This window comes from Tardiphaga sp. 862_B3_N4_1 (genome assembly GCF_051811085.1).
In the GTDB taxonomy this organism is placed as follows: domain Bacteria; phylum Pseudomonadota; class Alphaproteobacteria; order Rhizobiales; family Xanthobacteraceae; genus Tardiphaga; species Tardiphaga robiniae.
On the sequence record NZ_JBPWQB010000001.1, the window covers coordinates 2,815,519 to 2,841,244 of the forward strand.

The following is a 25,726-nucleotide window of genomic DNA, read 5'->3' on the forward strand; positions in this document are numbered from 1 at the left end:
TGAACCGATTGATTGAACAGCAAGTCTTATCGAGTCTATGGCTGCGGCGAAAGACCGCCCGAAGCGGTTTCAGCGCGGTTTACCGGCTGTTTGGCCGTGATTTCGCCGCCGTAGCCGGGCAGAGAGGAGCAAGCGGTTACAGAAATTGACGATTTGGTCACCGTTTCAATCAAATACATCATGGGAATGCGTGCGATTGCCTGATTCGCCGCGAGGGAATGCCGTGAAGCACCTGTTCCTCACCACGACTGCGCGGCGGACGGCCTTGCAACGGACAGCCTTGGGCTCCGGTCTGGCGCTGGCGGTCGGAGTATCGGTGCTGGCCGTCGAGGCCTGGGCGGCCACCAAAGTTCCATTGCCGAAAGCGCGCCCCATTGCGCGTAGCGCCGCACAGGCCGCCACGGCCGTGGCGGCCCCGGCGAAGCCGCTCGCGCCAGATGCTGCGAGCCCGGCTCCGGTAATCCAGCCCGCCACACGCCAGCATGCGGCGATTCCCCCTGCTGCCAAGAAGCCAGTCGCCCGCGCCGCGGTGGCGGCAACAACATCCACCCCACAGGCGGATGCCGAAACGCTCGAAAGCGTCATCGAGCTGATCCGCAAGCGCAAGGGTTCGGAAGCCGCGCAGGTCGTGCAAACGATTGGCGATCCGGTGGCGCGCAAGCTCGGCGAATGGATCTATCTGCGCAGCGATGACAATGGCGCTTCGGTCGAGCGCTACCGCGCTTTCGTCGCCGCCAATCCGAGCTGGCCATCGCAGACCTTCCTGCGACGCCGCATCGAAGCGGCGCTGTGGGACGACAAGCGCGACGACTCCGCGATCCAGTCTTATTTCGAGAGCGAGAAGCCGATTTCCGCCAAGGGCAAATTCGCTCTGGCCAAGTCGCTCCTCGCGCGCGGCGACCGCGCCGGCGCGGAGCGGCTGATCCGTGATGCATGGCGCAGCGATCCGTTATCGGGCGATACCGAGAACATGGCCATCGACATGTTCGGTCCGCTGATCACACCCGGCGATCACAAGGCGCGCATGGACATGCTGCTCTATGGCAGCGATTCAGATGCCGCGCTGCGCTCTGCCAAACGCCTCGGCGGCGCGCAGATGGCTCTGGCCCGGGCGCGCATCGGCGTCACCAAGAAGGCATCGAACGCCAACGCGCTGCTCGCTGCAGTGCCGTCCGAGCTGCATAGCGACCCCGGCTACATCTTCAGCCACATTCAGCAGCTGCGCCGCGAGGAGAAATTCGGCGAAGCAGCGCGGCTGATGATTGCAGCGCCGCGCGAACCGCAGCGCCTGCACAATCTCGACGAATGGTGGATCGAGCGACGTCTCACGGCGCGCAAGTTACTCGACGTCGGCGAACATCGCTCGGCCTATCTCGTGGCACGCGATGCTGCCCTGCCCGCGCGCGACATCTACAAGACCGAGCAGGAGTTCACTGCCGGCTGGATCGCGCTCCGCTTCCTGAAAGATCCCGCAACCGCCGCACAGCACTTCGCACGTATCGGCGTCGGCAGCGTCAATCCGACAGCTCTCGCCCGCGCCGGTTACTGGCAGGGCCGTGCTGCAGAAGCCGCAGGCCGCAGCCAGGAAGCGCGCGCCGCCTACACGCGCGCAGCAGAGCAATCCACCAGCTATTACGGCCAGCTCGCGCGCGCCAAGCTTGGCCTGCAGCAGCTTGATATCAGCGGTGCATTGACCGCCCGCGCGCGTGGGCTCGATCGACTGGAAATCGTTCGCGCGGTGCAACTGCTCTACGCCATCGACGAGCGCGAAGTCGCCATCCCGATCTTCGCCGATGTCGGCGAGAACGGCGATCCGGAAGCCGTGCTCGGCCTTGCCGAGCTCGCGCAACAGAACAAGGATGCCCGCGGCACATTGCTGGTCGGCAAGGCGGCCCTCAATCGCGGCCTGCCCTTCGATCACTATGCCTATCCGACGACGGGCATTCCGAGCTACCGCCCGATCGGGCCCGAGGTCGAGTCTGCCGTGGTCTATGCGATCGCACGGCAGGAAAGCGCCTTCAACCCGGCCGTCGTGTCACCGGCCCAAGCCTATGGTCTGATGCAGGTGACGCCGAGCGCGGCGCAATACGTCACCAAGCGGCACGGCGGCACCTATGACCTTGCGCGCCTCAAGGGCGATTCGGTCTACAACGCCACGCTGGGCGCCGCCGAACTCGGTGGCCTCCTTGAGGACTATCGCGGCTCCTACATCATGACCTTCGCCGGCTACAACGCCGGGCGCGGTAGCGTGCGCAAATGGATCGAACGCTACGGTGATCCACGTGACCCCAAGGTCGATCCGGTCGACTGGGTCGAGTCGATTCCGTTCTCGGAAACGCGCAACTACGTCCAGCGCATCATGGAGAACCTGCAGGTCTATCGCGCCCGCTTCGGCGGTGGCTCACGGCTGCAGATCGAGGCCGACCTGCATCGCGGTGCCAGCAGCAGCGTCGAGTAGCATCAACCAGGACAGTGCGAATACGTCGAATGGGGTAGACCGCAGACGCGTAAGCGTCGAGCGAAACCCATCCTACGCCTTGGCACAGCGATCGATCACGCAAGCAAAAACCCCCGGCAGTTTCCTGCCGGGGGTCTTTGTTTCAGATAGCGATTGCCGTGAGGCAGTCGATATTAGAACGAGCGCAGGATCTGAACCGAACCGTTGTAGAGGTTCTGGTTCTGGAGCGCGTAGCCGCCGACCGGGGTCGGCTTGCCAGTCACAGCACCGGTCCAGGCGCCACCGAGGTTCTGCTCCAGACGGGAGTAGGTAAATTCGGCCGACAGGGTCAGGTTCTTGACCGGGGTCCAGGCGGTACGGGTACCGATCTGGGCGATAGCGAAGTCGAAGTTGCCGGTCGAACCAACAAGCGTGCCACCATTGTTCGCACGGGTACCGAGCGGGTTGGTCGGGCTGAAGGCAGCGGCGAGCAGCGCGTTGCCTTCATTGCCGTACGAGATGCTGCTGTAGCTGCCGAACAGCGACGTACGCCATGCCGGGTTCCAGTAGTGCTCGTAGAAGGCTGCGACCGCCCAAGCGTTGCTCTGAACGATATTGCCGCCGTTGGTGTAGACGCCGTCAAGCACGTAGCCGAAGGCCAGCGAGTTGCCCGAAGCCGCGGCAAAACGGCCGCCGCCCGAGGTGTCGGTGGTACCGCCGGTGAAGGCATACTTGGCCGCGCCCTTGGCGTAGACTGCTTCAATCTTCAGGCTGTCGCCCGCGCCGGTCGGCAGGTTCTTGAACTCGACAGCGCCGTTGACAGCGAAGCCGTAGGAGTCGTCGGCGTGGCCGAGCGACTCGTTACCGGCAGCGCCAGCAGCGGTGGTGTAGAAGGTCGGGGTGATGGTGTGCATGGCAGCACCGAAGTGCAGCGTGCCCCAGGCCTGATCGAGGCGCAGGTTGCCGACCACGTCCGGAATGTGGTTGCCACCGTAGGAGTTGCCGACGAAGGAGTTCGACGACACGCCGTAGACACCAGCCGAGGCAGCGTTCGAGCCGAACGGAGCGAGGATCAGAGCGGTGTTGTTGTAGACACCGGCGTTGCGATAGGGCGAGGCGTTCTCGAGCGAGATCGTGCCCGACACGCCGTTACCGAACGAAGCGGTGTAGGCGATCTGCGGGATACCGGTGGTGTTGTTCGAACCGGCGAGGAAGCCCGACGAGATGTACGGCTTCGCGAGCGCCCACTGCGGGTCGAACTGCGAGACGGCCTTACCAAAGGTGAAGCCGGCGAACTGGATGAAAGCGTAGTCGACTTCGGTGAAGCCGCCAGCGATCGATTCACGGTTCTGCGAGAAGTCGAACTGGATGTTTGCGTAGGTACGAACGACGCCGTATTCGGTGGCGGTGCGCGTATCGGTGGTCAGGTTGATACGTTCACGGGTGATGAAGTAGTCCTTCGTGAACACGCCGGCACCGCCAGCGCCACCCTGCCAGAACGGGGTGTCATAGGCGTTCGCGTTGAACGAGGTGTCCAAACGGATCGCGCCGCCGATCTTGATGCAGGTATCGGTGCCCGGGATGTAGTAGAAACCCGCGCCGTAGAGGGAGCAGATCTTCACGTATTCGACCGCTTTGGCCTTGACGGGAAGATCGGCTGCCTGAGCTCCGCCAACGGCGAGCAGAGCTGCCGTCGAGCCGAGAATAAGGCCCTTAATCGTCTTCATGTAAACCTCCAAGTTGCTTTAGGGAAGGTTCTGCAACGGGGTGGAGGCCACCCTGAAGACAAGTCCCCTTAATCCCTGACAACCCGCAAACGCTCCGAATCGCAAACCCCGTCGCACGAGCGTGCCGACGAGATTCAGGACGAACCACCTTACGGGACGACCTCGGGATGCCCCCCTCCGTCGCACCGAGACCATCTCCTAAGGTCTCTCGCTCCGCAACAATGGAACGCCTCAAAGCGGCCTCCATTCGGCCGTTTCCCGGGCTGTGTTGCTTAAATCACACGGACTCGTGAATGCGCATTCCTGGCAAGCAATTGTTTCAACATCAGAATTTCCAGCGCCGCATTTCAGGGCACCGACCCATCCCATAACGAGCAGAAACACATTCTTACTCGCATTCGATGTGTCTGGCTGGCTTTCCTAGTCCCTCGGCCGAATCGTCTCACATCTGCCGGAGCGATAAATTCCGGCAAGTGCGGAACGGCGGATGGCCGTCGATAAACAGCCCCGGGGGCCTATTTCCCGGCGGCAAATGCACGACAAGCGGAGGCAGCATCTGAAGATTATAGAGACACAGCTACATCGGACGTGTCCGATTTCTGCGAACATGCGCTACAGACTGCGATCTGGCGCTTGCGGCTCGCGACGGTGTCGGGCATATGCAGCAATGATGGAGCTGTGGCCGAGTGGCTGAAGGCACCGCTTTGCTAAAGCGGCATACCTCTCAAGGGTATCGAGGGTTCGAATCCCTCCGGCTCCGCCATCCTTTTTCCTACGATATTGTTTTCATTGGCGTTTCAACTTCTACCCACATGTCGACCCACAACCCGCCGCCCTTGTTCGGAGCTGAGGATCGCATGAACGTTTTTTTCTCGGACATTTCGGGATTCAAAGATTTCAGCCGCTGCTGAGGACGCTCTGACACCCTCGATCACTCCATCAGTCGCGCCGAACAATTTGCCGCTTCCCCAAAGTCGCCCCGAGTGGCCTGCCTGGCGTCCGGGATGCCGACTTCGTGGTGCTTGTGTTGAACGAGCGTCACGGCGATGCCTCCCCCTGAGGCGCGGCGCCACAACAAACCGCTATTCGTCTTCGTGCAAACCAATGTAACTCCCGACAAAAAAGCACCCCGCACTGATCAGAGAAGCGCAAGGTTGGACGTCGGGAAGATGCACTGGAGGCTTCACGACGCCAGACGAACTTCGCAAAGCAATCACCCGCGCGGTCAACCGCTGGCAACTCTCGGAAACATCCGGCATCGTTGATGTGCCCGAGATGGTGAAACGAGCGACCAGTCAGATTCCGAAGACCGGGCGCAGCGGCTATAGCAGAGAGCAAATGCTTCATCCGAGCAAAATCGAGAAGCCGGAGTTAGTCGAAACGCTCGATAGTCTATGCGGGAGATGGGCGCTTGAGAATTCGCTCCGGACTGACGCTCGCTGTGACCTTGGAGTTGGAGAGTGTGGTCAGGAAGCCAGTCAAATATGTGAACGCTACCGCGCTCGATTGGCGGTCGTCAGATTGGCTAACCCGTCAAAGAAATTCGCAGCGACGTCCGCTGTCGTTGATGGCCGCTTTGCGCCATGAGCTGACATAGACCTTGCAAGCGAATAAGTGATATCCCTTTGTCTCGCAAGCCGACGGATCGGCGGATGTGACCGCACATATTGCGGCGAAAACAATGCGTGCCGCCTATCTTCTCGGTGGCACGCCTTATCGTGGGTGGCGCAGCGCGCAGATCCGCCGCGTCCTGTAGACGATCAGCGCCCGCAGCAGTCAATGGAAGTGGGTCGCCCCGTTGATATCGAAAATCGCACCGGAGGCGTAACCACTGCCAGCGCCGCATAAGAACACCGCGGTGGCGGCGATCTCTTCCGGCTTGGCCATGCGCTTCAACGGATAGAGCGACGTGTCATAGCCTTTGCCCTCGGTCATCGCGGTCTCTACCGGCCCCGGCGCAATGCCGTTCACGAGGACGTTGCGCGGTGCGGCCTTGCTCGCCAGCCAGCGCACGAAGGAATGGATGCCGCCTTTGGCAAAGGCATAATGCGGCCCGGTGCGCAGACCGCCCATCCAGCCGGCGACCGATCCGCACAGCACGATGCGGCCTTCGCCCGCCTCCATCATGCCGGGCAGGAAGGCGCGGGTCAGATTGATCGGTCCCTTCACATTGGCGCGAATGACGCGATCAAGCGACTCTTCCCAGTCCTCGGCCATCCAGTCGTCATGCGGTGCGATCGCCGCCGTATCGATCAGTCCATAGACCGGTCCAGTCTGCCTCGCGAGAGCCGTCACGTCGGCCCGCGAGCCGGTGTCGAGGCCGTAAATTTCAGAGCGGTCCGCAACCTCGGCACCGACGCGTTCGCGGATACGATCCTTGCCTGCGATATCGACCAGCACAAGCGTCGCGCCTTGCTGTGCGCATAGCTTCGCCGTAGCGCTGCCGATGCCGCCGGCCGCGCCCGCGATCACAATGCGCTGTCCGGTGAGATCGAATGGGGATTTTTCAGAAGACGTCATGACGATAATTCCCGTTTGTGATGCCACACCTCTGCAAACCCACGCAGTGTACGGGTTGACGTAACGGCGATCAGCGCGCCGGCGGCACGCCGCCATAGGTCGTCAGATGCGAACTCGCGAGCCACCCAGCATCAATCGGAAGATTGATCCCGGTAACCGCCGACGCGTCGTCGGACAGCAGAAACGCGACGCCGCGTCCGATTTCTTCCGGATCGACCATGCGTCCCAGCGCGGAGCCTTCGATCAGCAGTTTCGGATCTCGCGTCCCACGTTCGATGTTGGCGAGCACCGGTGGGGTTCCCACATAGCCCGGCGACACCGCATTGACCCGCACACCCGAACGGCCCCAATCGGCCGCGAGGCACGCCGCCATATGAACCGCCGCAGCCTTCGAGGGCGCATAGGCATGCAGTGGCGCAGTGCGCGACGCGGTGACCGAACCGGTGATCACGATACCACCGCGGCCGCGCGTGACCATCCGCTTGCCGGCCGCGAGGCAGGACACGTAGACGCCGCGCAGATTTGCGGCGATCACTTTGTCGAATTCGGCGAGCGGCAGGTTCTCCGCGCGGCCGCCCGACTGGATCACGCCGGCATTGGCGAACAGCGCCTCGACCGGCCCCAGCCGCGCCTCGATATCCGTGAAAGCCGCTTCGGTCGCGTGTTCATCAGTCACGTCGAACGGCACTGAATCGGCGCCGATCTTCGCTGCAGATTCCTGATTGGCCTTCGCATTGATATCTGAAATGACAACGCGCCATCCGCGCTCGATTAAGATACCAGCTGTGGCCAGACCGATTCCGCTTGCTCCGCCCGTCACCACGGCGATGCGGCCGCGCCCTTCATCTCGTTTCATCGTTGCACTCCCGTTGTCCGTTTCTTGTTGCACGCAGCAAAGCTGCGCGGATGGCGACGGTGCTAGACCGCAAGATAGCGTTGCTTGATGTCCTCGTTGTGCCGGAGTTCGTCGATGGTCGCGCGATAGACGATCTGGCCCTTGTCGATCACCGTGGCATGGGTCGCGATACCCAGGCAGAAATGCATGTTCTGCTCGGCCAGCAGAATTGTGACGCCCATGCCGCGCAGCGTCTTGATAAGTTCGCCGATGGCCTGGACGATGATCGGCGCGAGGCCCTCACTGGGCTCGTCGAGCAACAACACATCGGGATTGCCCATCAGCGTGCGCGCGATGGTCAGCATCTGCTGCTCGCCACCCGACAGCCGGCCGGCCAGGCGGTCCTTCATCGAGGCGAGGATCGGAAACACTTCATAGATGCGCTCGCGATTCCAGTGATGGTCGCCGCGCGGCCCCTTCTTGGCGGCGACGATGAGATTGTCATCGACCGTATGGTCGGGGAACACCTGCCGGTTCTCCGGAACGTAGCCGATCCCCGCGCGCGCGATCCTGTAGGACGGCCGACCAGCCAGCCCCTGCCCTGCGAGCGCAACCTTGCCGCGGCGTGGCGGCGCGAGGCCGGCGATCATTTTGAACGTGGTCGACTTGCCGGCGCCGTTACGGCCGAGCAGCGCCATGGTTTGCCCCTGCTCGACCGCGAGATCGACGCCGAACAGGATCTGGCTGGCACCATAATAGACGTCGGCCGCTTCGACATGAAGGAACGGGTCGGCCATCATGCCTCTCCCACCGCTGCGGAGAGATGATGATCGGCGCCAAGATAGGCGTCGATGACATCCTGATTGCGCCGGATCTCGTCGGCCGTGCCCTGCGCGAGCACGGCGCCGTATTTCAGGACGTGGATCTTCTGGGCGATCTTGAACACGATATCCATGTCATGCTCGATGAAGAGCACCGTCATCTTCTTGACCTGCCACAGATGTTGCACCTTGCCGATCATGCGCCAGCGCTCATCCGGACCCATGCCCGCCGTCGGCTCGTCGAGCAGCAGCACCTTGGGCTCCATGGCGAGCGCAAGACCGATATCGAGCAGCTTTTGGTCGCCATGCGAAAGATTGCGCGAGAGCGTTCCGGCCTTGTCCGCGATCCCGAGCAGTTCGATGATCTCGTCGGTCCGTGCCCTGGCTTCCGCGACGGGAAACCGCCGCAGGAAGGTCCATGACTTGCGCAAGTGAGAGATCACCGTCGCCATGATCGCCTCGGTGACAGTCAGGCTGGGAAAGATCTCGGCGACCTGAAAAGCCCGCGTCATGCCAAGACGTACGACCTCAAGGCTCGATTTGCCGACGATATCCTGCCCGTCGAAAATGATCTTGCCGGAGTTCGGCCGGAACGCCCCCGAGATCAGGTTGAAGAAGGTGGTCTTGCCCGCGCCGTTCGGTCCGATGATCGCCGTGAGCGAGCCATCGGGAAAATCGATCGAGACGTTGCGCGTGGCGTGAACACCGCCGAAGCGCTTGTCGAGGTTCTGCACCGAGAGCATCAGGCGATCCTCTCCTTGACGAAGGCCGCCTCTTTGGCGGGAGCCGACCTGGCCTCTTTGCGTCGCTGCAGAAATTCGACGACGTAATCGGCGATGCCCTGCCGCAGGCCCAGCACGATGGCCAGAATAGCGATGCCCAGCACAAGGCCGTGATATTCGGTGTAGATGGATACGAAATGCTCGAGCAGGCGCAGCAGGATGGCGCCGATGATCGGCCCGACGAAGAGCTGCGAGCCGCCGAGCATGATCATGAAGATGGCCTCGCCCGACGTCGTCCAAAAACCGAATTCCGGATAGGCGCCGGAGACGAACAGCGACAGCAGGATGCCGGCCACGCTGGCCATCGCACCGGCGAGGATGAACACGCCGAGCTTCATGCGAACGATATCGACGCCGAGGTAATTGGCCCGGTTCGGATTGTCACGGATCAGGCGCAGCGTATAGCCGAACGGCGACTGCCATACCTGACGCATGATCAGGATACAGACGACGAAGATGCAAGCCGAGAAGATATAAAGCGACACACCGCTGCTGAGATCGATGCCGAAGAACGGGGGCCGCGGAATGCCGCCGCGCAACCCCTGATCGCCGCCGGTCAGGCTGACCCAGGTCAGGATGATTGAGTGGATGAACATCTGGAACGCCAGCGTGATGAAGGAGAAATAGATTTCCTTCAGGCGCACGCAGATCGCGCCGATCACCAGAGCAAGTACCGACGTACCGAGCACCGTGATGAGAATTGCGATTGGTATCGACACGCGGCCGGACTGCATCAGCAGACCGAACATATAGGCGCCGGATACGAAGAAGGCAGCGTGTCCGAACGAGACCAGCCCCGTGAGCCCCACGAGGAGATTCAGCGACATCGCCAGCAGCCCATAGGCCATCACATAGATGAGGAAGTCGCGCAGCGACGGCTTGGTGAAGATGAACGGTGCGACAATCAAAACGATCAGCACGGCAGCCGCAAAGAGCAGATCGCGCAGGAACCCCGCTTTCATCATCGCGCGATCTCCCGGCCGAGCAGACCGCTGGGCTTGACGATCAGAACGACGGCCATCATGCCGAACATGATCCCGTCAACGAAGAGCGGAAAGCCGATCGCTCCGAAGGCCCGCGTGAAGCCGATGAGCAACGCTGCGATCAGCGCGCCGACGATCGATCCCATCCCGCCGATCACGGTGACGATGAAGCTTTCGATCAGGATCGATAGACCCATACCCGGCGTCAATGTGCGTGTCGGCGCCGCGAGGGAGCCGGCGATACCCGCCAGCATGCTGCCGACGCCAAACACGGCCGCGTAGAGCAGCGTCGTGTTGATCCCGAGTGCGCCGACCATCTGCGGATTGATGGCGAGGGCGCGAATGATCTTGCCGATCCGGGTCTTCTCGATTGCGAGCCAGAGCATCGCGCCGATCGACAGGCTCGCGACGATCATGAAGACATAATAGGCCGGAACGAAGCCGCCGGCGAATTCAAGCGGCGGAAGCGCGAACACGTCGGGCATGCCCATCATCTTGTACTCCGGGCCGGCGATGATCTTCACCAGATCGTCGAAGATCAGGATGATGGCGTAGCAAACCAGCAACTGCATCAGGATGTCCTTGCCATACACCTTGCTGATGATGAACCGCTCAAAGATGACCCCGATCAGGCCTGCCCCGAGCGCGCCGGCCAGGAACGCCAGTAAAAAGCTCTGCGTCGCCTGATAGGTGAAGAAGGCGATATAGGCGCCAGCCATATAGAACGCGCCATGGGCGAAATTGATGACGCCGAGCACGCCGAAGATCAGCGACAGGCCGGACGCCACCATGAACAGCAGCATGCCGATGATGAGCGCCGTCGATATCTGCGTCACGGCGCAGGCTGACGATGACAGGCAGGAGGCAAGGGCTTCGAGGTTCACAGCGCAGTCCTTTGATGGTCTGACCTTCGATGGTCTGAACGAGCCTGTTCCGGCCGCCGCGAACGGCAGGCCGGATGTGCGACGGAGCCGCCGAGCCCGTCGCAATGCGACGGGCCGCGTCATCTAGCGACGACGCCCGCAGACAGCTCAGGCGTAACCCTTTTCTTTCTTCCACTCCTTCTCGAGCTCGACGATCTTCGACCATTCCGTATCGACGTAATCGACCACCCAGGGTGACTTGCTGACCGTCTTGCCCCATGCGACGGGGTAATTGATGATCGTATGATCGCTGTCACGCATGGTGATGCCGGCACCGCCAAACGGCTTCTTCACCGTCATGCCGGAGATTTCCTTGGCCAGCGCAGAACTGTCGGTATTGCCGTTCGTGCGACGCAGCGCCTCGATAATGAATTGCGACGCCGCGTAGTTCTGCCACGCCCAGTTGGTCGGCTCGTGCGGCACCACCTTGACATAGGCATCGCAGAAGGCGGTGTTCTCGGGTGAACTCGGAAATCCGTTGTTGTACCGATAGGCCGTGTTGAGTCCCTGCGGCAGGTTCTTGATTGCCGTCAGGATCGGCGGATCGCCAAGACCACCGGAGAAATAGGCGGTGTTCTGGAACAGGCGATACAGGTTCGACTGCTCGATAAACGCGACGAGATCGCCGCCCCACAGCGCCGAATAGACCGCCTGCGGCTTCACCTGCATCAGCTTGGTGATGCTCTCGGTGTAATCGGGCGCAAACAGTTTCGGCCAGAGCTGATCGACCACTTCGATCGACGGCTCGAACACCTTGGCGTATTGCAGAAATTCCGCGGTGTTGTCGCGGCCATAGGCGTAGTCGGGCGAACAGGTCGCCCACTTCTTGAGCCCCTTCTCCTTGGCAATCTTCGCTGCGTAGCTACCACCTGCGACGGCATCATGGATGCCCTGTCGGGCGCATCTGAACACATTCTTGCTGAACTGCTTGGGGTCTGCCGTCAGCGACGAGGTTTCGCTGCAGGTATGGAGGCAAAGAATGCCGAGATCGCGCACGACCTCATGCACCGCGAAGCTGCCCGACGACGCCTCGCCATCGATGATGATATCGCAACCGTCGTTGTTGATGAGATCGCGCGTGACCTTTGCGGCTTCATCGGGACGACCTTTGGAATCGCGGTCGACCACTTCGAATTTGCGGCCGTTGATGCCACCGGCTTCATTGATCTGATTGAAAGCGAGCTGGACTGCAAACCGGCTGGACGTGCCGAGGATCGCCACGCGCCCCGACAGGATCGTCGGCAGGCCGATCTTGATCACCTTCGCCTGCGCTCCGGCGACATGCGGCGCGCCGAATGCGGCAAGGCCTACCATGGCGCCAGCGCCCTTGAGGACGCGTCGGCGTGAAATGCCCTTGGTCGTCTTGGTCATTGAACCCTCCCTGATTTTGATGTCCGGCTTTGCCGGTACAGATTTTATTATTTCCAGATCAGCGTCGTCTTCCCGTCGCTTGCTCTCCTCACTAGGTTCTCTCGTCGATCAGCGCACTCCGAAGATCGTGCCGCAGGAACGGCGCGCTGTCCAACGGACTTTCCGAATACCTCGCGCAAATTCGCGGCAGCGAAGGTTAGGGACCGATGCTGCGGCGTCGACGCCTGTTGCCCGCGGAGCCCGCTTGGACATCCGCGGCATGTGCCGTTAGCTCAGCGCGAAACCGCGATAACCGCTTTGTGCGACGTCGTCACAGATCGAGGTGTAGCGCGCAAGTCCGCCGGCATAGGGCATGAAGACGCGCGGCTTGCCCGGCACATTGGCGCCGAGATACCAGGACGAGCTGGCCATCGGCAGCAGCGTCGCGTCCGCAGCTTCGTTGACATGCGCGACCCACTTTTCGGTCGAGTCGGTCCTGGCCTCAATCCGCTTGAGACCCTTCGCGCGCATGTCGCGAATACAATTGGTGATCCAGTCCACATGCTGCTCGATGGCAATCGGCATGTTGCATAGCACCGACGGGCTACCAGGACCGGTAATGGTGAACAGATTCGGGAATTTCGGCGACTGCAGGCCGAGGTAAGTGCGCGGGCCGGCCGCCCAGGCATCCTTCAGCTTCGTACCCTGGCTGCCACTGATGTTCAGATTGACGAGCGGCCCAGTCAGGGCGTCGAAGCCCGTCGCGAACACGATGATGTCGAGCTCGTACTCCTGCTTCGTTGTCCGGATACCTTTCGCCGTGACCTCGACGATCGGCTCTGCCTTGAGATCGACCAGCAGCACATTGTCCCGGTTGAATGTTTCGAAATAGCCACTGTCGATCGGCGGGCGCTTGGTCGCAAAGCCATGATCGCGCGGCGTCAACATCTCTGCGACCGCCGGATTCTTGACGACGGTCTTGATCTTGTCGCGGAGGAAGTCTGAGGCCGTGAGGTTTGCCTCGACGTTCTGCAGGACATCGGAAAACGATGCACGGAAGCGCAATCCGCCGCGCTCCCACGCCTTTTCATAGATCTCCTGCCGCTCCGCATCGGACACCGACAGCGCGGAACGCGTCGAGATCGTGAACGGATGTCCGTTGGTGCCGGCGCGCGCAAGACGCCAGATCTCGTCGTAATTGTCCCTTGTATGCTTGATGTCGTTCGCCGTCACCGGGCCGTTGCGCGCCGGAATGCTGTAATTTGCCGTACGCTGGAAAACCGTGAGATGTCTTGCCTGCTCGGCAATGACAGGTGCGGTCTGAATCCCGGTCGATCCGGTTCCGATCTGGCCCACACGCTTGCCGCTGAAATCGACGCCCTCATGCGGCCACAGGCCGGTATGGTACCATTGGCCCTTGAAGCTATCGAGGCCCTTGATATCAGGCACATTGGCTGTCGAGAGACACCCCACTGCCGTAATCAGGAATGGCGCGGAGAAGAACTGTCCGTTCTTCGTCTGCACCGTCCAGAGATTGGCATCGTCATCGAACGCGGCCGCGGTGACCTCGGTGTTCAGCCGGATATCGCGCTTGAGATCGAGCTTGTCGGCGACGAAATTCAGGTATTTCCGGATTTCAGGATGTTCGGGATAGCGCTCACTCCAGCTCCACTCCTGCTCGATCTCCTTGTTAAAGGAGTAGCAATAGTAATAGCTCTCGGAATCGCAGCGCGCGCCCGGATAGCGGTTCCAGAACCAGGTCCCGCCGATGCCATCGCCCTTTTCAAGCACAACGACGTCGAGGCCGAGTTCGTCCCGTAATTTGTGCAACTGGTAGAGGCCTGAAAATCCGGCGCCGATAATGATCGCGTCACAGGCATGGCTCGATTGTTCGTTCACTGCAAAAGCAGTGCTCTCCTTGCTCGCCAACGGTCGTCTCCCCGTTCGTTTATGAGCGGCTTCGCATGGCCGCGCTATTGCCTCGAAGGCTAGAGATTTGCCGGATGGCTTTCCATACTCTATCGTTCAAACCTGATGTGAATTTCCGTCACAAGAGAAAAACGTGAACCGCTACACAGAGATGCAGGTTTTCGTCAGGGCCGCGGAAGACGGCAGCTTCTCTGCAGCGGCCCGAAACCTTGCCATCACGCCGTCCGCAGTCAGCAAGCTGATTGCGCGGATGGAAGAACGGTTGGGCGCGCTGTTATTCCGCCGTGCGCACCGCAACATCGTCATGACTCCGGAGGGAGAGGTCTTCTATCGGGCGGCGCTTGCAGCCATCGAAGCCGTCGAGGCCGCTGACGCGACGATCTTCAGCGGCAAGCTCGGTCGCGAAACCCTGCGCATTCGCTCGATGCCGATCTTCGGACAGGTCATCCTCGCCAAGAAGCTCCCGGAGTTCTGCCGGCAGCATCCCGACCTTCAGGTCGAACTTCAGCTGCGGATCGATCCCGGGCCGCTACTCGACGAGGGAACCGACGTTGCGATTCATGTTGGGCACCTCAATGACTCCTCGCTCGTGGCCACGCGATTTACGAGCACGCGATGGATCATTTGTGCGTCGCCGAGCTATCTGGCCGAGTACGGCACGCCGTCACATCCCAACGAGTTGGCGGACCACGCCTGTCTCAATTTTCATTCGTCCATTGCCGCCAGCACATGGACCGTTCGCGGTGCCGATGGCTTGTCCACACCGCTCGCCGTCAAGAGCCGTGTACGCTCGAACCAGGCTTCGATCCTTATCGAGTTCGCGCGCGCTGGCCTCGGCATCGTGCGATTGGTCGAAGTCCAAATCGCCGACGATCTCGCCCAAGGCCGCTTGGTCGAGCTCTTTCCGGAACATCAGTGCCCGGAGGAACATCCCATCTATGCGGTGTATCAGAGCCGCCGACTGGTAAGTAACCGTGTCAGGGTCTTCTTGGACTTCCTCAAGACGAAACTACCCGATCCGCCGCCTTGGCGGTATTGGCGGGACCAATAGACGTCCGCTTTGCGCCACAAGCGGCCTGTCCAACTCAAAATAACTTAATGCCTAAGCGTGACGTTAAGTTGCTCGCGGGCGAGCATCTGGGCTCAACGGCGCCAATCAGATCCAGCCCATGCAAAGACACTTAACCTCGAGATAGTCATCGATCCGGCCTAGCCGCGCAGCGATCTCGCGAGAGATAAATTCATCTCGCGCGTGTCAGGGTTCGAGCTTCGCTTCCTTCACGATGATCGACCAGCGGTCGACCTCCGAGTTGATGAGTTGCTGCAAGGCCGTGCGGCCTTGCGCAGATGGCGCCTGCGCCGCCAGTTCGGCGAAGCGCGCCTTAACGTCTTCATTCTCGAGCGACTTGGCGAGCGCCGCTTCCAATCTGGCGATCACTTCGGGCGGCGTGCCGGCAGGGGCCGCCAGCGCATTCCACACTTGCAGATCGAATTTCGGCAGATTGCTTTCGACGAAAGTCGGCACGTCGGGCGCCTGCACCAGTCGCTGCGGCCCGGTGACGCCGATGGCCCGCACCAGCCCGTTTTGATGCGCCGGAATCATCGTGACGGTTTGGTCGATCACCGCCTCGATATTGCCAGCGATCAAATCCTGGATGGCAGGCCCCGAGCCACGATAGGGCACCAGCATCGCATTGGTCTGCGTCAGATAGAGCAACATCGCTGCGGCGAGCTGCGCGGTCGAACCCGCCCCGGATTGCCCGAAGGTGATGCGGTTGTTCGGCACCTTGAGGCGCTCGACCAGTTGGCTCAGATTCTCGATGCCGCTCTTTTTGCTGACCGAAAGCATCATCGGGACATTCGCGAACACGCCGATGCCGGTCAGGTCCTTGCGCGGATCGAAGCCCAGATTCGGATACAGTGGCACGATCGCCGCCATCGAGCCCATATTACCGAAATTGAGCGTGTAGCCATCGGGTTTGGCCCGAACCACGCGCTGGGTGCCGATCGTGCCGCCGGCACCACCGACATTCTCGACGATCACCGTCTGTTTGAGTTCGGCGCCGAGTGCCTTGGCGAGAATGCGAGCCAGCACGTCCGTGGTGCCACCGGCCGCATAGGGCACGACTAGCGTGATTGGGCGGTCCGGATAGCTGTCCGCCCGTGCAGACGTAAGCGAAGGTGCGATCCAGAGCAGTGCAATAAACAGAAGGCGCACGTGGACCCTCCCCTTGATATTTGCCGATGGGCGCTTGGCGCGCCTTTGTTGTCCTTCTGGCATACTCGCCGGGCTCCGTCCCATAGGCTGTTGCTCTGAGGGGTATAAGATCGGGCACCGGCCCCATCGCCGCCGCTGGTAATGGCCAGCGAAGTGCGGTTCGGTGTAAGCAAACGAGCTTGCCCGCATCTTCACTGGATCGATGCCTTGGAACTGAGACAGCTTCGCTACTTCGTCAACGTGGTCGACATGGGCAGCCTGTCGAAGGCCGCGGTGCTGCTCGCGGTGTCGCAGCCCTCGCTGAGCCAGCAGATCGCCGCGATGGAGCACGACCTAGGCGTGCCGCTTCTGCTGCGTAGCGCGACGGGCGTGAAGCCGACCGATGCCGGCGCCAAACTGTATCGTCATGCCCGCATCGTGTTGCGGCAGATGCAGGAGCTCGCGGCCGACATTGCTGACGAGGGCAGCGGCGCCGTCGGACCCGTGGCCGTCGGCCTTCCCACCAGCATCGCCTCGGTGCTCGCCGTGCCGCTGGTAGAGCGCCTGCGGCACGACCACCCCGGCGTGAAGCTCCAGCTCTTCGAGAGCTTCAGCGGCTATCTCAACGAGTTGCTGGCCAATGGCCGCCTTGACATGGCCATTCTGTTTCGCAGCTCCGACGCGCCGGGCATGACCGTCAGGCCGCTGTTTACCGAGCAATTGTCCGTATTCGGCGCCCCCGGCATAGGCGATCCCGAAGCGACGACCTGCGATCTCGCATCCCTGGCCGATGTCCCGATGGTCCTTCCGGACAGAACCAACGGGCTGCGCCTTCTCGTCGAGCAAGCGTTCTCGGAAGCCGGCGTGCCGCTGAATGTGATGTCCGACATCGACTCCCTGCCGGTTATGATGAAACTCGTGCGCAACGGCACCGCCGCGACGATCAACTCCTCCGGGGTCGCCCGGGTCGCAGAAACACCCATCCTGTCGAGACGACTGGTGAACCCCGCCATCAATCGCACCGTGAGTCTCTGCCTGCCGACCGGCATCCCGCAGACCGCAGCCGCGCTGGCCGCGGAGGAGACGATCCGCACGCTGGCGCGCGAGCACGCGGCGGTCTGGGACAAGGCCACTGACTGACCCGCCATTGGTTCAGCCTATACCGGCGATGGCAAACCAGTATGCCCCTGCGCGCATCGCTGCGGTTAAGAGTGCGCGGAGCAAAATTGTCGGGACAGCAGATGGACCAAGAAAAGCGCGCCTTGCCCCTGTCGGGCGTCACCGTGGTATCGCTCGAACAGGCGATTGCTGCACCCTTGGCCAGCCGACATCTGGCGGATTGGGGCGCCCGCGTTATCAAGATCGAGCGGCCGGGACGCGGCGATTTCTGCAGGGATTACGACTTCGTCCTGAACGGCATGTCGAGCCAGTTTGTCTGGACCAACCGGTCGAAGGAAAGCCTGACGCTCGACATCAAGCAGCCGCAGGACCGCGACGCGCTGGAAAGCCTGCTCGCCGGCGCCGACGTCTTTCTGCAGAACCTGGCGCCGGGAGCGGCGCAGCGGCTCGGGCTGGATGCCAAGGCGCTGGTTGAGCGCTTTCCCCGCCTGATCGCTTGCGACATCTCCGGCTACGGATCGGGCGGACCGTATAGCGACAAAAAGGCCTATGACCTGCTGGTGCAATGCGAGACCGGCCTGCTCTCGATCAACGGTTCGGAAGACCATCCCGCCAAGGGCGCCATCGCCATCGCGGATATCGCCACCGGCATGTATGTGCTGAACGGCGTTCTGATGGCGCTCTATGCGCGCGAACGCACCGGCCGCGGCACCGCCTTCGAGGTGTCGCTGTTCGATGCGATGACCGAATGGATGAGCTATCCCTCGCTCTATACAGCGGGCGCCGGAAAGCCGCTGAAACGGACCGGCATGCGCCACGCCACGATCGCGCCCTACGGTCCGTTTCGCGCCGGCGACGGCAAGACGGTGTTTTTCGGAATCCAGAACGAACGCGAATGGCTTTCGCTCTGCACGAACGTACTGGATGACGCCGATCTCGCCATCGATCCGCGATTCGTGACTAATCCGGATCGCATGACCAACCGCGACGAGCTCGAACGTCTGATCGAAAGCCGCATTGCCGGCGCCACCAGCGACCAGTTGCTGGCCCAGTTGGAGCAGGCCTCGATCGCCAATGCGCGCCTCAACAGCGTCGAGGAATTTCTCGATCACCCGCAACTGCATAGCCGTCATCGCGTCGTCAATGTCGGTACGCCGAATGGCGCTGTCACCAGCTATCTCCCGGCCATCACGATCCCCGGCCTGACGCCGCAGATGGGTCCGGTCCCCGCGGTCGGGCAGCACACCGACGCGATCCTCTCTGAACTCCGAGAACGAGCCCGCTTATGACCGCCCCTCGACTGACGCGGACCTATCTTGCCGTGCCGGCGCATCGCGAACGCATGGTCGAGCGCGCCGCGGGATCTACGGCGGACGCCGTGTTTCTCGATCTCGAAGACGCTGTCCCCGTCGGCGAAAAGAACGCCGCCTTGCGGACGGCGATCGATGCCATCACGCGGCTGGACTGGGGGCAGAAGACCGTCACGGTTCGCATCAATGCGATCGACAGCCCGTCCATCGCGGAGGAAGTCGAAAAACTGTCCGGCCTCGCAAGGCTGGACGCCGTCTTGCTGCCGAAAGCGGAACGCGTGGCCGATGTGATCGGCATCGGCCAGCGGCTGTCGCAGCATCGCGGCGACCGAAACCATCCGCTGGAGCTTGAGCTCCTGATCGAAACCGCGCTCGGCGTGGTCAATGTCGATCCCCTCGCCGCTGCGCATGCGACGGTCGCCGCGCTGCATTTCGGTGTCGGCGATTTCAGCGCCTCGATCGGCGCGCGCAGCGACGAGATCGGATTGTCCCCCCGCGACTACAGGCACGTCGCCTCCTCAGCGGAGGAGCACCGGGAAACAGCGCTCGACCTCTTCGCCTATCCGATGATGCGGATTCTGATCGCGGCGCGCGCCTTCCAGCTGAGGGCGATCGACGGGCCTTTTGGCGCATTCCGGGACAACCAAGGCACGCTCGGCTCCGCGGTCAAGGCGGCAAGCATGGGCTATGACGGCAAGCAGGTGATCCATCCCGACCAGATCGAGCCAACGCGCTCCGCATTCGTCCCGTCAGCCAGCGACATCACTTCGGCGAAACGTGTCATCGAAGCGATGCGTGCCGCCGAACGGGACGGGCATGGCGCCGTGACACTGGACGGCCGGATGCTCGATCTCGCCAATGTGAGAATGGCCGAGCGCATCCTTCGCTTTGCGTCATAAAGGACTGGGCCCGGTTCACTCGCGCTTGCTTCTCGCAAACACGCGTTGCCGCATCGTCGGATGGCTTGCAACAGCTCGTTGAGGACGAGAACTGACAGCGGTGCTGTCACGTGCACACCCTCCCCGGACGACGCTCGCGGTCGCCGCCGAGTCGTCACGTCCTGGATGACGGATCTACCAGGTCTGGTTCCGCGAATTGTCTCCAACGCCGTAACCGTAGCCGGGATAGGACTGCGATACCCCGCCGGGCGCCCCAACATAGCTACCATAGGCATCACGCGGAGATGTGCGCCTCACCTGCCGGTTCTTGCGTGCCGCACTGATATCGGTGGATGTGACAACAGCGGGCGCGCTGATCGATTGCAGATATGCGGGCGCCGATGCAGCAACTGCAGGCTGGGCTGCGCCAACGGCAATAACCACCAGACTCGCAAGGCCGCTGGCGCGGATGATCGATGGGAGCGTGAGTTTCTTCGTCGACATGGCATTGTCCTTTTTGTTGCGCGGCCTCTCGGCCTCGTTGCAAGCGACGAGACAGACATTGGGGCGCACATGCCCGTTACAACCGTGATGCTCGTAACAAGGCCGTGACGTGGCTACGGTACAGTTGGAAACATGCGAGGGAGTGCGCGATATGAAATGGGGCGCCGTGATTGCCGTCGCGATGACGATCTCATCTGCCGCCTCGGGGCAGACCCTCAAGCTGATGGATCTCAAGGAGGTCGATCCGGCGCTGCTCAGGGATATCTACGGGACCAGGGAACTCCAGGACACCAAGGGCAGGAAACGCTGCCGCGTGGTTTTGAAGAGCGGAAGCACCATCGGCGGCTCACAGATCGACGTGGCCAAGGACTGCGCCAGGACTTTCCCCGTCATGGACGAGATCGCGGCGTGGCGGCTCTATGAGGGATGGACGATCGGCTTTGCCGACGCGACCCGCAAACTGCGCATCCGGTTCTCGACGCCGGACAACCGCTATGTGGCGGAGCCGGAGACCGACGGCATCTTCACCATCGTCAAGAAGTAGCGGCTCATCACCCTGCTCGGGTCAATCTCGGCCAACGACCTGACCCGATCATTGCGGCTCGCATCTCTTGCGGCTCACGCCGCAATTCGAGCGAGACCCACGCTGCCCCGGCGGGCATCGCGCCTGCCGAACCACCGCGAAAACACGTAGTCGGATCAGTGAACCGTCGACAGCCAGGCGCGGGCATCGCGCTGCGCGGCTGCGATCTCGACATCCGACATCATCTCGGCTACTTCGCGGCGCATCGGGATGGCATCGACCCGGCCCTTGAGGGCAGCGAGGTTGAACCACTTGTGCGCGGCGACGAGGTCAACGATCCCCGAACGGCCCGACGCCCAGTACAGACCGCGCTCGAACAGCACGTCCTGGATGGCGGTCTCTGCGATCGGCATCGCAGCTTCAAAATCGATCTGCCCCTGAAACATCGGTCATTCCTTTTTTTGCTTTTGCCGCCCCAACCGAGCGCGGCTCCTGTCCGTTATTTGATGCAATCCCAACCGCCGTTTGCCGGCTTGTTGGGATCAATATGACCGATCAAATTTGAAGAGCAGTTTAAGTATCGGGATGAACGAAATCTGAAGAGCCGAAGCCGAAACCGGCTCATACGCCGCCAAAAACCCAGCATTTATGCGGGTTTTCTGCATTTTGGCGGAATTCGGTTTACCCTGCTGTTTGGGGATGCCGTAACCATCTCGGCAGCGTCGGCGACCAGGGATATTAAAAGGGCCTGCTCCGCACATGCGACGACGCCAACGCGAGAGACGTCACAGCGAGCAGATCAAAAGCTATTCGGGATCGGGACATTCAAAGCGCCGGGGATGAACCGCACCGGCAAAAACGAGGGCGTCGGCAACACGTCAGGATCATATCTCATGTGGCCGGAGCCACCGATGAAACTGCGGACCAATGATCCGCACCGAATAAAGAACGCCAATCACGGGATGACCGGCTTCTTTGCCGGACCGGCTCGCGGGAAGAGCAAGCCCTGCCCCAGTGACGGTCCAGCCGTTTGACCTGATGTCTCGCCGACACCCTCTTTCGTCGACCAGAGCTGCGATCAATATCCGCTTCGAGAAGCAAATTGTCGTCAAGGCTCTCGTGACGTCGCCGGCGTTGCCACCGGCGTCGATCGTGGCAGAAGAAGTTACTTCTTCTTGGCGACCTTCTTGGTCTTCTTCGCGGTCTTCTTCACAGCGCTCTTCGCTGCCTTCTTGACGGTCTTCTTGACTGCCTTCTTCGTAGCTTTCTTGGCCATGTTGCCCTCCATAAAGAGATGACTTGATCGCTGCGTGCACTCGGGAATCGAAATGCACTTCATCCCGAATACACCAACGATTTCAAAAGAACAGTCTCTCGCTTAAGGAAGTGTTGATGAGCGCAACGCGCCACTTCCCCCACGGGCTCAGTCACAACTTGAAATCCGGCATGCGGGGTGGCGCGAGAAACGCCCGGAAACGCGGCGTCCACAAATGTCAAGATTGCAGAAAGTGCTTATTTTTCCGTACGCCCGCAATTCGTACTATCAAACAACTACACAAACTTCTGTCGCCCCCAAGCGTGAGTCGGGGCACTGAAAACAGGTGCCGCGGACTCTGAGTCGGTATTTTTGGCAATGAAAATATTTTTCGGGAAAACGCGTTCGCGACTTATCGGTGCTGGCCACAACCGCACTTTCTGTCGACTGACGGCACGCCGATTCGCGATCTAATTCCGCGCGCGCGACCGTTCATCGCCTACGTTACGACGCGCCAACGCGGTTCGCTGAAACGAAAACGGCGCCGCTCGAGGCGGCGCCGCGGTCATCGAAAGGGTAATTGTCAGATCCCGAGTTTGCTCTTGAGGAGGTCGTTGACGACCTGCGGATTGGCTTTGCCGCCCGAGGACTTCATCACCTGGCCGACGAACCAGCCCATCAGAGCCGGCTTGGCCTGCGCCTGTGCGACCTTGTCGGGATTGGCTGCGATGATGTCGTCGACCACCTTCTCAATGGCGCCGGTGTCCGTCACCTGCTTCATGCCGCGCTCTTCGACCAGCGCGCGCGGATCGCCGCCTTCCGTCCAGACGATCTCGAACAGATCCTTGGCGATCTTGCCGGAGATCACGCCTGCGCCGATCAGGTCGATGATGGCGGCCATCTGTGCCGCCGACACCGGTGACGACGCGATGTCCTGGCCTTCCTTGTTGAGGCGCCCGAACAGTTCGTTGATCACCCAGTTGGCGGCCAGCTTGCCGTCGCGCACTTTGTCGGCGAGCCCGGCGAGCGTTGCCTCGAAGAACTCCGCGCTCTCGCGCTCGGCCACCAGCACGGCAGCGTCATAGGCTGACAGGCCGAACGCGCCGATGAAACGCGCCTTCTTCTCGTCCGGCAGTTCCGGCAACTCGGCCTTCAACGCTGCGACATAGGCCTCGCTGAATTCCAGCGGCAGCAGATCGGGATCCGGGAAATAGCGGTAGTCATGCGCCTCTTCCTTGGAGCGCATCGAGCGGGTCTCGCCCTTGTTGGGGTCGTAGAGCCGCGTCTCCTGCTCGATCGACCCGCCATCCTCGAGGATGCCGATCTGGCGGCGCGCCTCGTAGTCGATGGCCTGGCCGATGAAGCGGATCGAATTGACGTTCTTGATCTCGCAGCGGGTTCCCAGGGGATCACCGGGCTTGCGGACCGAGACGTTGCAGTCGGCGCGCAGGTTGCCCTTCTCCATGTCGCCGTCGCAGGTGCCGAGATAGCGCAGGATGGTGCGCAGCTTCGACACATAGGCCTGGGCCTGCTCGCTGGAGCGCATGTCTGGCTTGGAGACGATCTCCATCAGCGCGACGCCCGAGCGGTTGAGATCGACCGAGGTACTGGACGGATTGCGGTCGTGCACCAGCTTGCCGGCATCCTGTTCGAGATGCAGGCGCTCGATGCCGACGGTGGCGGTCTCGCCATCGGCCAATTCGATCGTGACCTCGCCCTCGCCGACGATCGGCGACTTGTACTGGCTGATCTGATAGCCCTGCGGCAGGTCCGGATAAAAATAATTCTTGCGGTCGAAGGTCGAGCGCCGGTTGATCTGTGCGTTCAGGCCAAGCCCGGTGCGCACCGCCTGCTTGACGCATTCCTCGTTGATGACCGGCAGCATGCCCGGCATGGCCGCATCGACCAGCGACACATGGCTGTTCGGCGCGCCGCCGAACTCCGTGGACGAGCCGGAGAACAGTTTGGCGTGAGAATTGACCTGGGCGTGGATCTCCAGACCGATGACCATTTCCCAGTCGCCGGTGGCGCCCTTGATGAGCTTCGAAGGTTTGACAGGTGCGTTCATGGAGCGGTTTCTACCGCGACCGCGGGCGCGGGAAAACCCCCAGCGAGGCTTTCCAGCTTCGCTTCTAGGGCATTTGCCCCTATCCGATCAGATGCCCGAAGCGAACGCCCTGAACACGGAGCTGGCACGCAACGTCTCGCGACCGGCGAGGATCAAGTCATCGACCTGCCCCTGCGGCAGCTGGAAGCGCGTCGGAACGGCTTCGAGCACTGCGGCCCGCGCCGGATCTAGCTGATCGAAGCCGAGCCGGCCGACGAAGAGCTGCAAATCGGTACAGCGCCAGCCGGGCCGCGCGCCATAGCGGGCACGCTCTGCCGCCGACAAGCCGCAGCGCCACTTGATCAGCGACGATTGCCAGTCCTTCATGGTTCGGTCGAATGCGGTGTAGCTGGAGCCGATGCTGGCATCCATAGTGGTGTCCACCGCAGCCTTGATCAGATCGACGCCTTCAGGCCCTTCCACCGTATTGATCCAGTTGCCGGAGAGACCGACTTTGGAATCCACCACCATAAATATGCCGCGACGAAGCCGGACCGCCTGCTGCGGTGTCATCGGGCCGTAGGGTGTCTCGGAGGATTCGCGCACGATGGTCAGCGCAGAGACGCCGTAATTGTCGACCAGCCCGCCATCCATCAGCTTGATGTAGGGCACCGCGCCGTCGCGATAACGCATCACTGCCTTGGAATAGGCACTCAACATCGGCGACGCATTGCGGTTCGCGGCTGCGCGCGCGACCCAAGGCGGCAGCGGCTCGTTGCATGTGCCGGGGAAGGCCTGCACCACGGCCGGCGCAAAGGCGAGCGGCACCGCTGCCGACGCAGCCACTGCGCCCGACAGCGGATACTTGCTGAGATCACTGCAGATCGCGGCGAAGGCCGTGTTGTCGAACACGAAGGGCACGCGGTTATAGATGTCCGAGGCGTTGATCCAGACCCGTGGCGAACCGCTATTTCGCAGGCTGCCAAAAGTCGCATTGTGGAACAGGTTGGCGTCGAGCCAACTGGTGAAGCCCTTGGAGTCATTGATGCCGCCGCCCAAGGCACGGCCGATAGTACCTAGCGACAACTGCGTCGTCAGTCCGGCCTCGGCATTCTGCAGCAGGAAGCGCTCGCGGAAATCAGACAGCGCCGCGCGCTTCTTCAATCCGTAATAGGCCGCCGTGACCGAACCGCCGGAAACGCCGGACAGAAAATCGATGCGCTCCAGCATGGTGTCGGATGCACCGCGCATGCGGATGCTGCCCAGTTCTTCCAGGACACCGAACGAAAACGCCGCAGCGCGCGTGCCACCGCCTGAGAACGACAAACCGATCAGCAGGTCGTCCTGCTCGGCAGCATCCTTGAAAACGGCGTCGAGATTGGGATCGAGGGAGGCGCCGGCCAGCGGCACGTTGGCGGGAAGGTTGTAGACCGACGTACAGCCCAGCAGCAGCGCACAGGTCGTGACCACGACACCGATCGAACGCAACGCACTCATCACTTCTCTACCGATCCCACAAGACGGCCGCACCAAACGGCACGGACCGTGTCCGGACGGTCCCCAATCCGGAATCTCAATCAGATATT

Annotated in this window: 20 protein-coding genes and 1 tRNA gene; 7 read left to right on the forward strand and 14 right to left on the reverse strand. The window is 61.7% G+C overall.

Annotation, left to right across the window (positions count from 1 at the left end; translation table 11 throughout):
* Positions 1-298: 298 nt before the first annotated feature.
* On the forward strand, positions 299-2,458 hold the full coding sequence (locus AB8B02_RS13340; RefSeq protein WP_439064642.1) for a lytic transglycosylase domain-containing protein: 2,160 nt from the start codon (positions 299-301) through the stop codon (positions 2,456-2,458).
* 173 nt (positions 2,459-2,631) lie between these two features.
* On the opposite strand, the gene AB8B02_RS13345 is transcribed toward AB8B02_RS13340, so the two are convergent.
* On the reverse strand, positions 2,632-4,164 hold the full coding sequence (locus AB8B02_RS13345; RefSeq protein WP_439064146.1) for a porin: 1,533 nt from the start codon (positions 4,162-4,164) through the stop codon (positions 2,632-2,634).
* A 672-nt stretch (positions 4,165-4,836) separates the two neighbouring features.
* Between AB8B02_RS13345 and AB8B02_RS13350 the strand changes: the two genes are divergently transcribed.
* Positions 4,837-4,927, forward strand: a tRNA-Ser gene (locus AB8B02_RS13350).
* Positions 4,928-5,940: 1,013 nt separating this feature from the next.
* Here AB8B02_RS13350 and AB8B02_RS13355 read toward each other — a convergent pair.
* The 8 genes from AB8B02_RS13355 to AB8B02_RS13390 form a co-directional block, all read right to left on the reverse strand.
* Positions 5,941-6,684 (reverse strand): SDR family NAD(P)-dependent oxidoreductase, encoded by a 744-nt coding sequence (locus tag AB8B02_RS13355; RefSeq protein ID WP_439064147.1) that lies wholly within the window; start codon positions 6,682-6,684, stop codon positions 5,941-5,943.
* Positions 6,685-6,754: 70 nt separating this feature from the next.
* The gene (locus AB8B02_RS13360) at positions 6,755-7,540 is read right to left on the reverse strand and encodes an SDR family NAD(P)-dependent oxidoreductase (protein WP_439064148.1); all 786 of its coding nucleotides are present in this window, start codon (positions 7,538-7,540) and stop codon (positions 6,755-6,757) included.
* Positions 7,541-7,602: 62 nt separating this feature from the next.
* Positions 7,603-8,316, reverse strand: coding sequence for an ABC transporter ATP-binding protein (locus AB8B02_RS13365; protein ID WP_439064149.1), 714 nt, complete (start codon positions 8,314-8,316; stop codon positions 7,603-7,605).
* Positions 8,316-9,083, reverse strand: coding sequence for an ABC transporter ATP-binding protein (locus tag AB8B02_RS13370; RefSeq protein WP_439064150.1), 768 nt, complete (start codon positions 9,081-9,083; stop codon positions 8,316-8,318). The genes AB8B02_RS13365 and AB8B02_RS13370 overlap by 1 nt, the downstream gene beginning before the upstream one ends.
* Positions 9,083-10,087: a branched-chain amino acid ABC transporter permease gene (locus tag AB8B02_RS13375; RefSeq protein WP_439064151.1), complete on the reverse strand. Its 1,005-nt coding sequence runs from the start codon at positions 10,085-10,087 to the stop codon at positions 9,083-9,085. The genes AB8B02_RS13370 and AB8B02_RS13375 overlap by 1 nt, the downstream gene beginning before the upstream one ends.
* On the reverse strand, positions 10,084-10,989 hold the full coding sequence (locus tag AB8B02_RS13380) for a branched-chain amino acid ABC transporter permease (protein ID WP_439064152.1): 906 nt from the start codon (positions 10,987-10,989) through the stop codon (positions 10,084-10,086). Before AB8B02_RS13380 ends, AB8B02_RS13375 begins: the two co-directional genes overlap by 4 nt.
* A gap of 147 nt (positions 10,990-11,136) precedes the next feature.
* Positions 11,137-12,399: an ABC transporter substrate-binding protein gene (locus AB8B02_RS13385; RefSeq protein ID WP_439064153.1), complete on the reverse strand. Its 1,263-nt coding sequence runs from the start codon at positions 12,397-12,399 to the stop codon at positions 11,137-11,139.
* A 267-nt stretch (positions 12,400-12,666) separates the two neighbouring features.
* Positions 12,667-14,307 (reverse strand): flavin-containing monooxygenase, encoded by a 1,641-nt coding sequence (locus AB8B02_RS13390; protein ID WP_439064154.1) that lies wholly within the window; start codon positions 14,305-14,307, stop codon positions 12,667-12,669.
* 133 nt (positions 14,308-14,440) lie between these two features.
* On the opposite strand from AB8B02_RS13390, the gene AB8B02_RS13395 reads away from it, so the two are divergent.
* A complete protein-coding gene (locus AB8B02_RS13395; protein ID WP_089263791.1) occupies positions 14,441-15,358 on the forward strand; it encodes a LysR family transcriptional regulator in 918 nt (305 codons plus the stop codon).
* A gap of 204 nt (positions 15,359-15,562) precedes the next feature.
* Here AB8B02_RS13395 and AB8B02_RS13400 read toward each other — a convergent pair whose 3' ends face one another.
* On the reverse strand, positions 15,563-16,525 hold the full coding sequence (locus AB8B02_RS13400) for a Bug family tripartite tricarboxylate transporter substrate binding protein (protein WP_439064155.1): 963 nt from the start codon (positions 16,523-16,525) through the stop codon (positions 15,563-15,565).
* A 141-nt stretch (positions 16,526-16,666) separates the two neighbouring features.
* On the opposite strand from AB8B02_RS13400, the gene AB8B02_RS13405 reads away from it, so the two are divergent.
* The 3 genes from AB8B02_RS13405 (at position 16,667) to AB8B02_RS13415 (ending at position 19,832) form a co-directional block, all read left to right on the forward strand.
* Positions 16,667-17,644, forward strand: coding sequence for a LysR substrate-binding domain-containing protein (locus tag AB8B02_RS13405; protein WP_439064156.1), 978 nt, complete (start codon positions 16,667-16,669; stop codon positions 17,642-17,644).
* A gap of 101 nt (positions 17,645-17,745) precedes the next feature.
* Positions 17,746-18,912, forward strand: coding sequence for a CaiB/BaiF CoA transferase family protein (locus AB8B02_RS13410; protein ID WP_439064157.1), 1,167 nt, complete (start codon positions 17,746-17,748; stop codon positions 18,910-18,912).
* Entirely contained in the window at positions 18,909-19,832 is a 924-nt protein-coding gene (locus AB8B02_RS13415) for an HpcH/HpaI aldolase/citrate lyase family protein (RefSeq protein ID WP_439064158.1), read from the forward strand. Before AB8B02_RS13410 ends, AB8B02_RS13415 begins: the two co-directional genes overlap by 4 nt.
* Positions 19,833-20,006: 174 nt before the next feature.
* On the opposite strand, the gene AB8B02_RS13420 is transcribed toward AB8B02_RS13415, so the two are convergent.
* Entirely contained in the window at positions 20,007-20,315 is a 309-nt protein-coding gene (locus tag AB8B02_RS13420) for a hypothetical protein (protein WP_439064159.1), read from the reverse strand.
* 151 nt (positions 20,316-20,466) lie between these two features.
* Here AB8B02_RS13420 and AB8B02_RS13425 point away from each other — a divergent pair, with 151 nt between their 5' ends.
* On the forward strand, positions 20,467-20,859 hold the full coding sequence (locus tag AB8B02_RS13425) for an AprI/Inh family metalloprotease inhibitor (protein WP_439064160.1): 393 nt from the start codon (positions 20,467-20,469) through the stop codon (positions 20,857-20,859).
* Between the two features lie 155 nt (positions 20,860-21,014).
* On the opposite strand, the gene AB8B02_RS13430 is transcribed toward AB8B02_RS13425, so the two are convergent.
* From AB8B02_RS13430 to AB8B02_RS13440, 3 genes are all read right to left on the reverse strand, one after another.
* Entirely contained in the window at positions 21,015-21,284 is a 270-nt protein-coding gene (locus tag AB8B02_RS13430; RefSeq protein WP_068732448.1) for a hypothetical protein, read from the reverse strand.
* A 1,392-nt stretch (positions 21,285-22,676) separates the two neighbouring features.
* Positions 22,677-24,161: an Asp-tRNA(Asn)/Glu-tRNA(Gln) amidotransferase subunit GatB gene (gene gatB / locus AB8B02_RS13435; RefSeq protein WP_439064161.1), complete on the reverse strand. Its 1,485-nt coding sequence runs from the start codon at positions 24,159-24,161 to the stop codon at positions 22,677-22,679.
* Between the two features lie 87 nt (positions 24,162-24,248).
* Positions 24,249-25,637, reverse strand: coding sequence for a patatin-like phospholipase family protein (locus AB8B02_RS13440; protein ID WP_439064162.1), 1,389 nt, complete (start codon positions 25,635-25,637; stop codon positions 24,249-24,251).
* Positions 25,638-25,726: the final 89 nt, after the last annotated feature.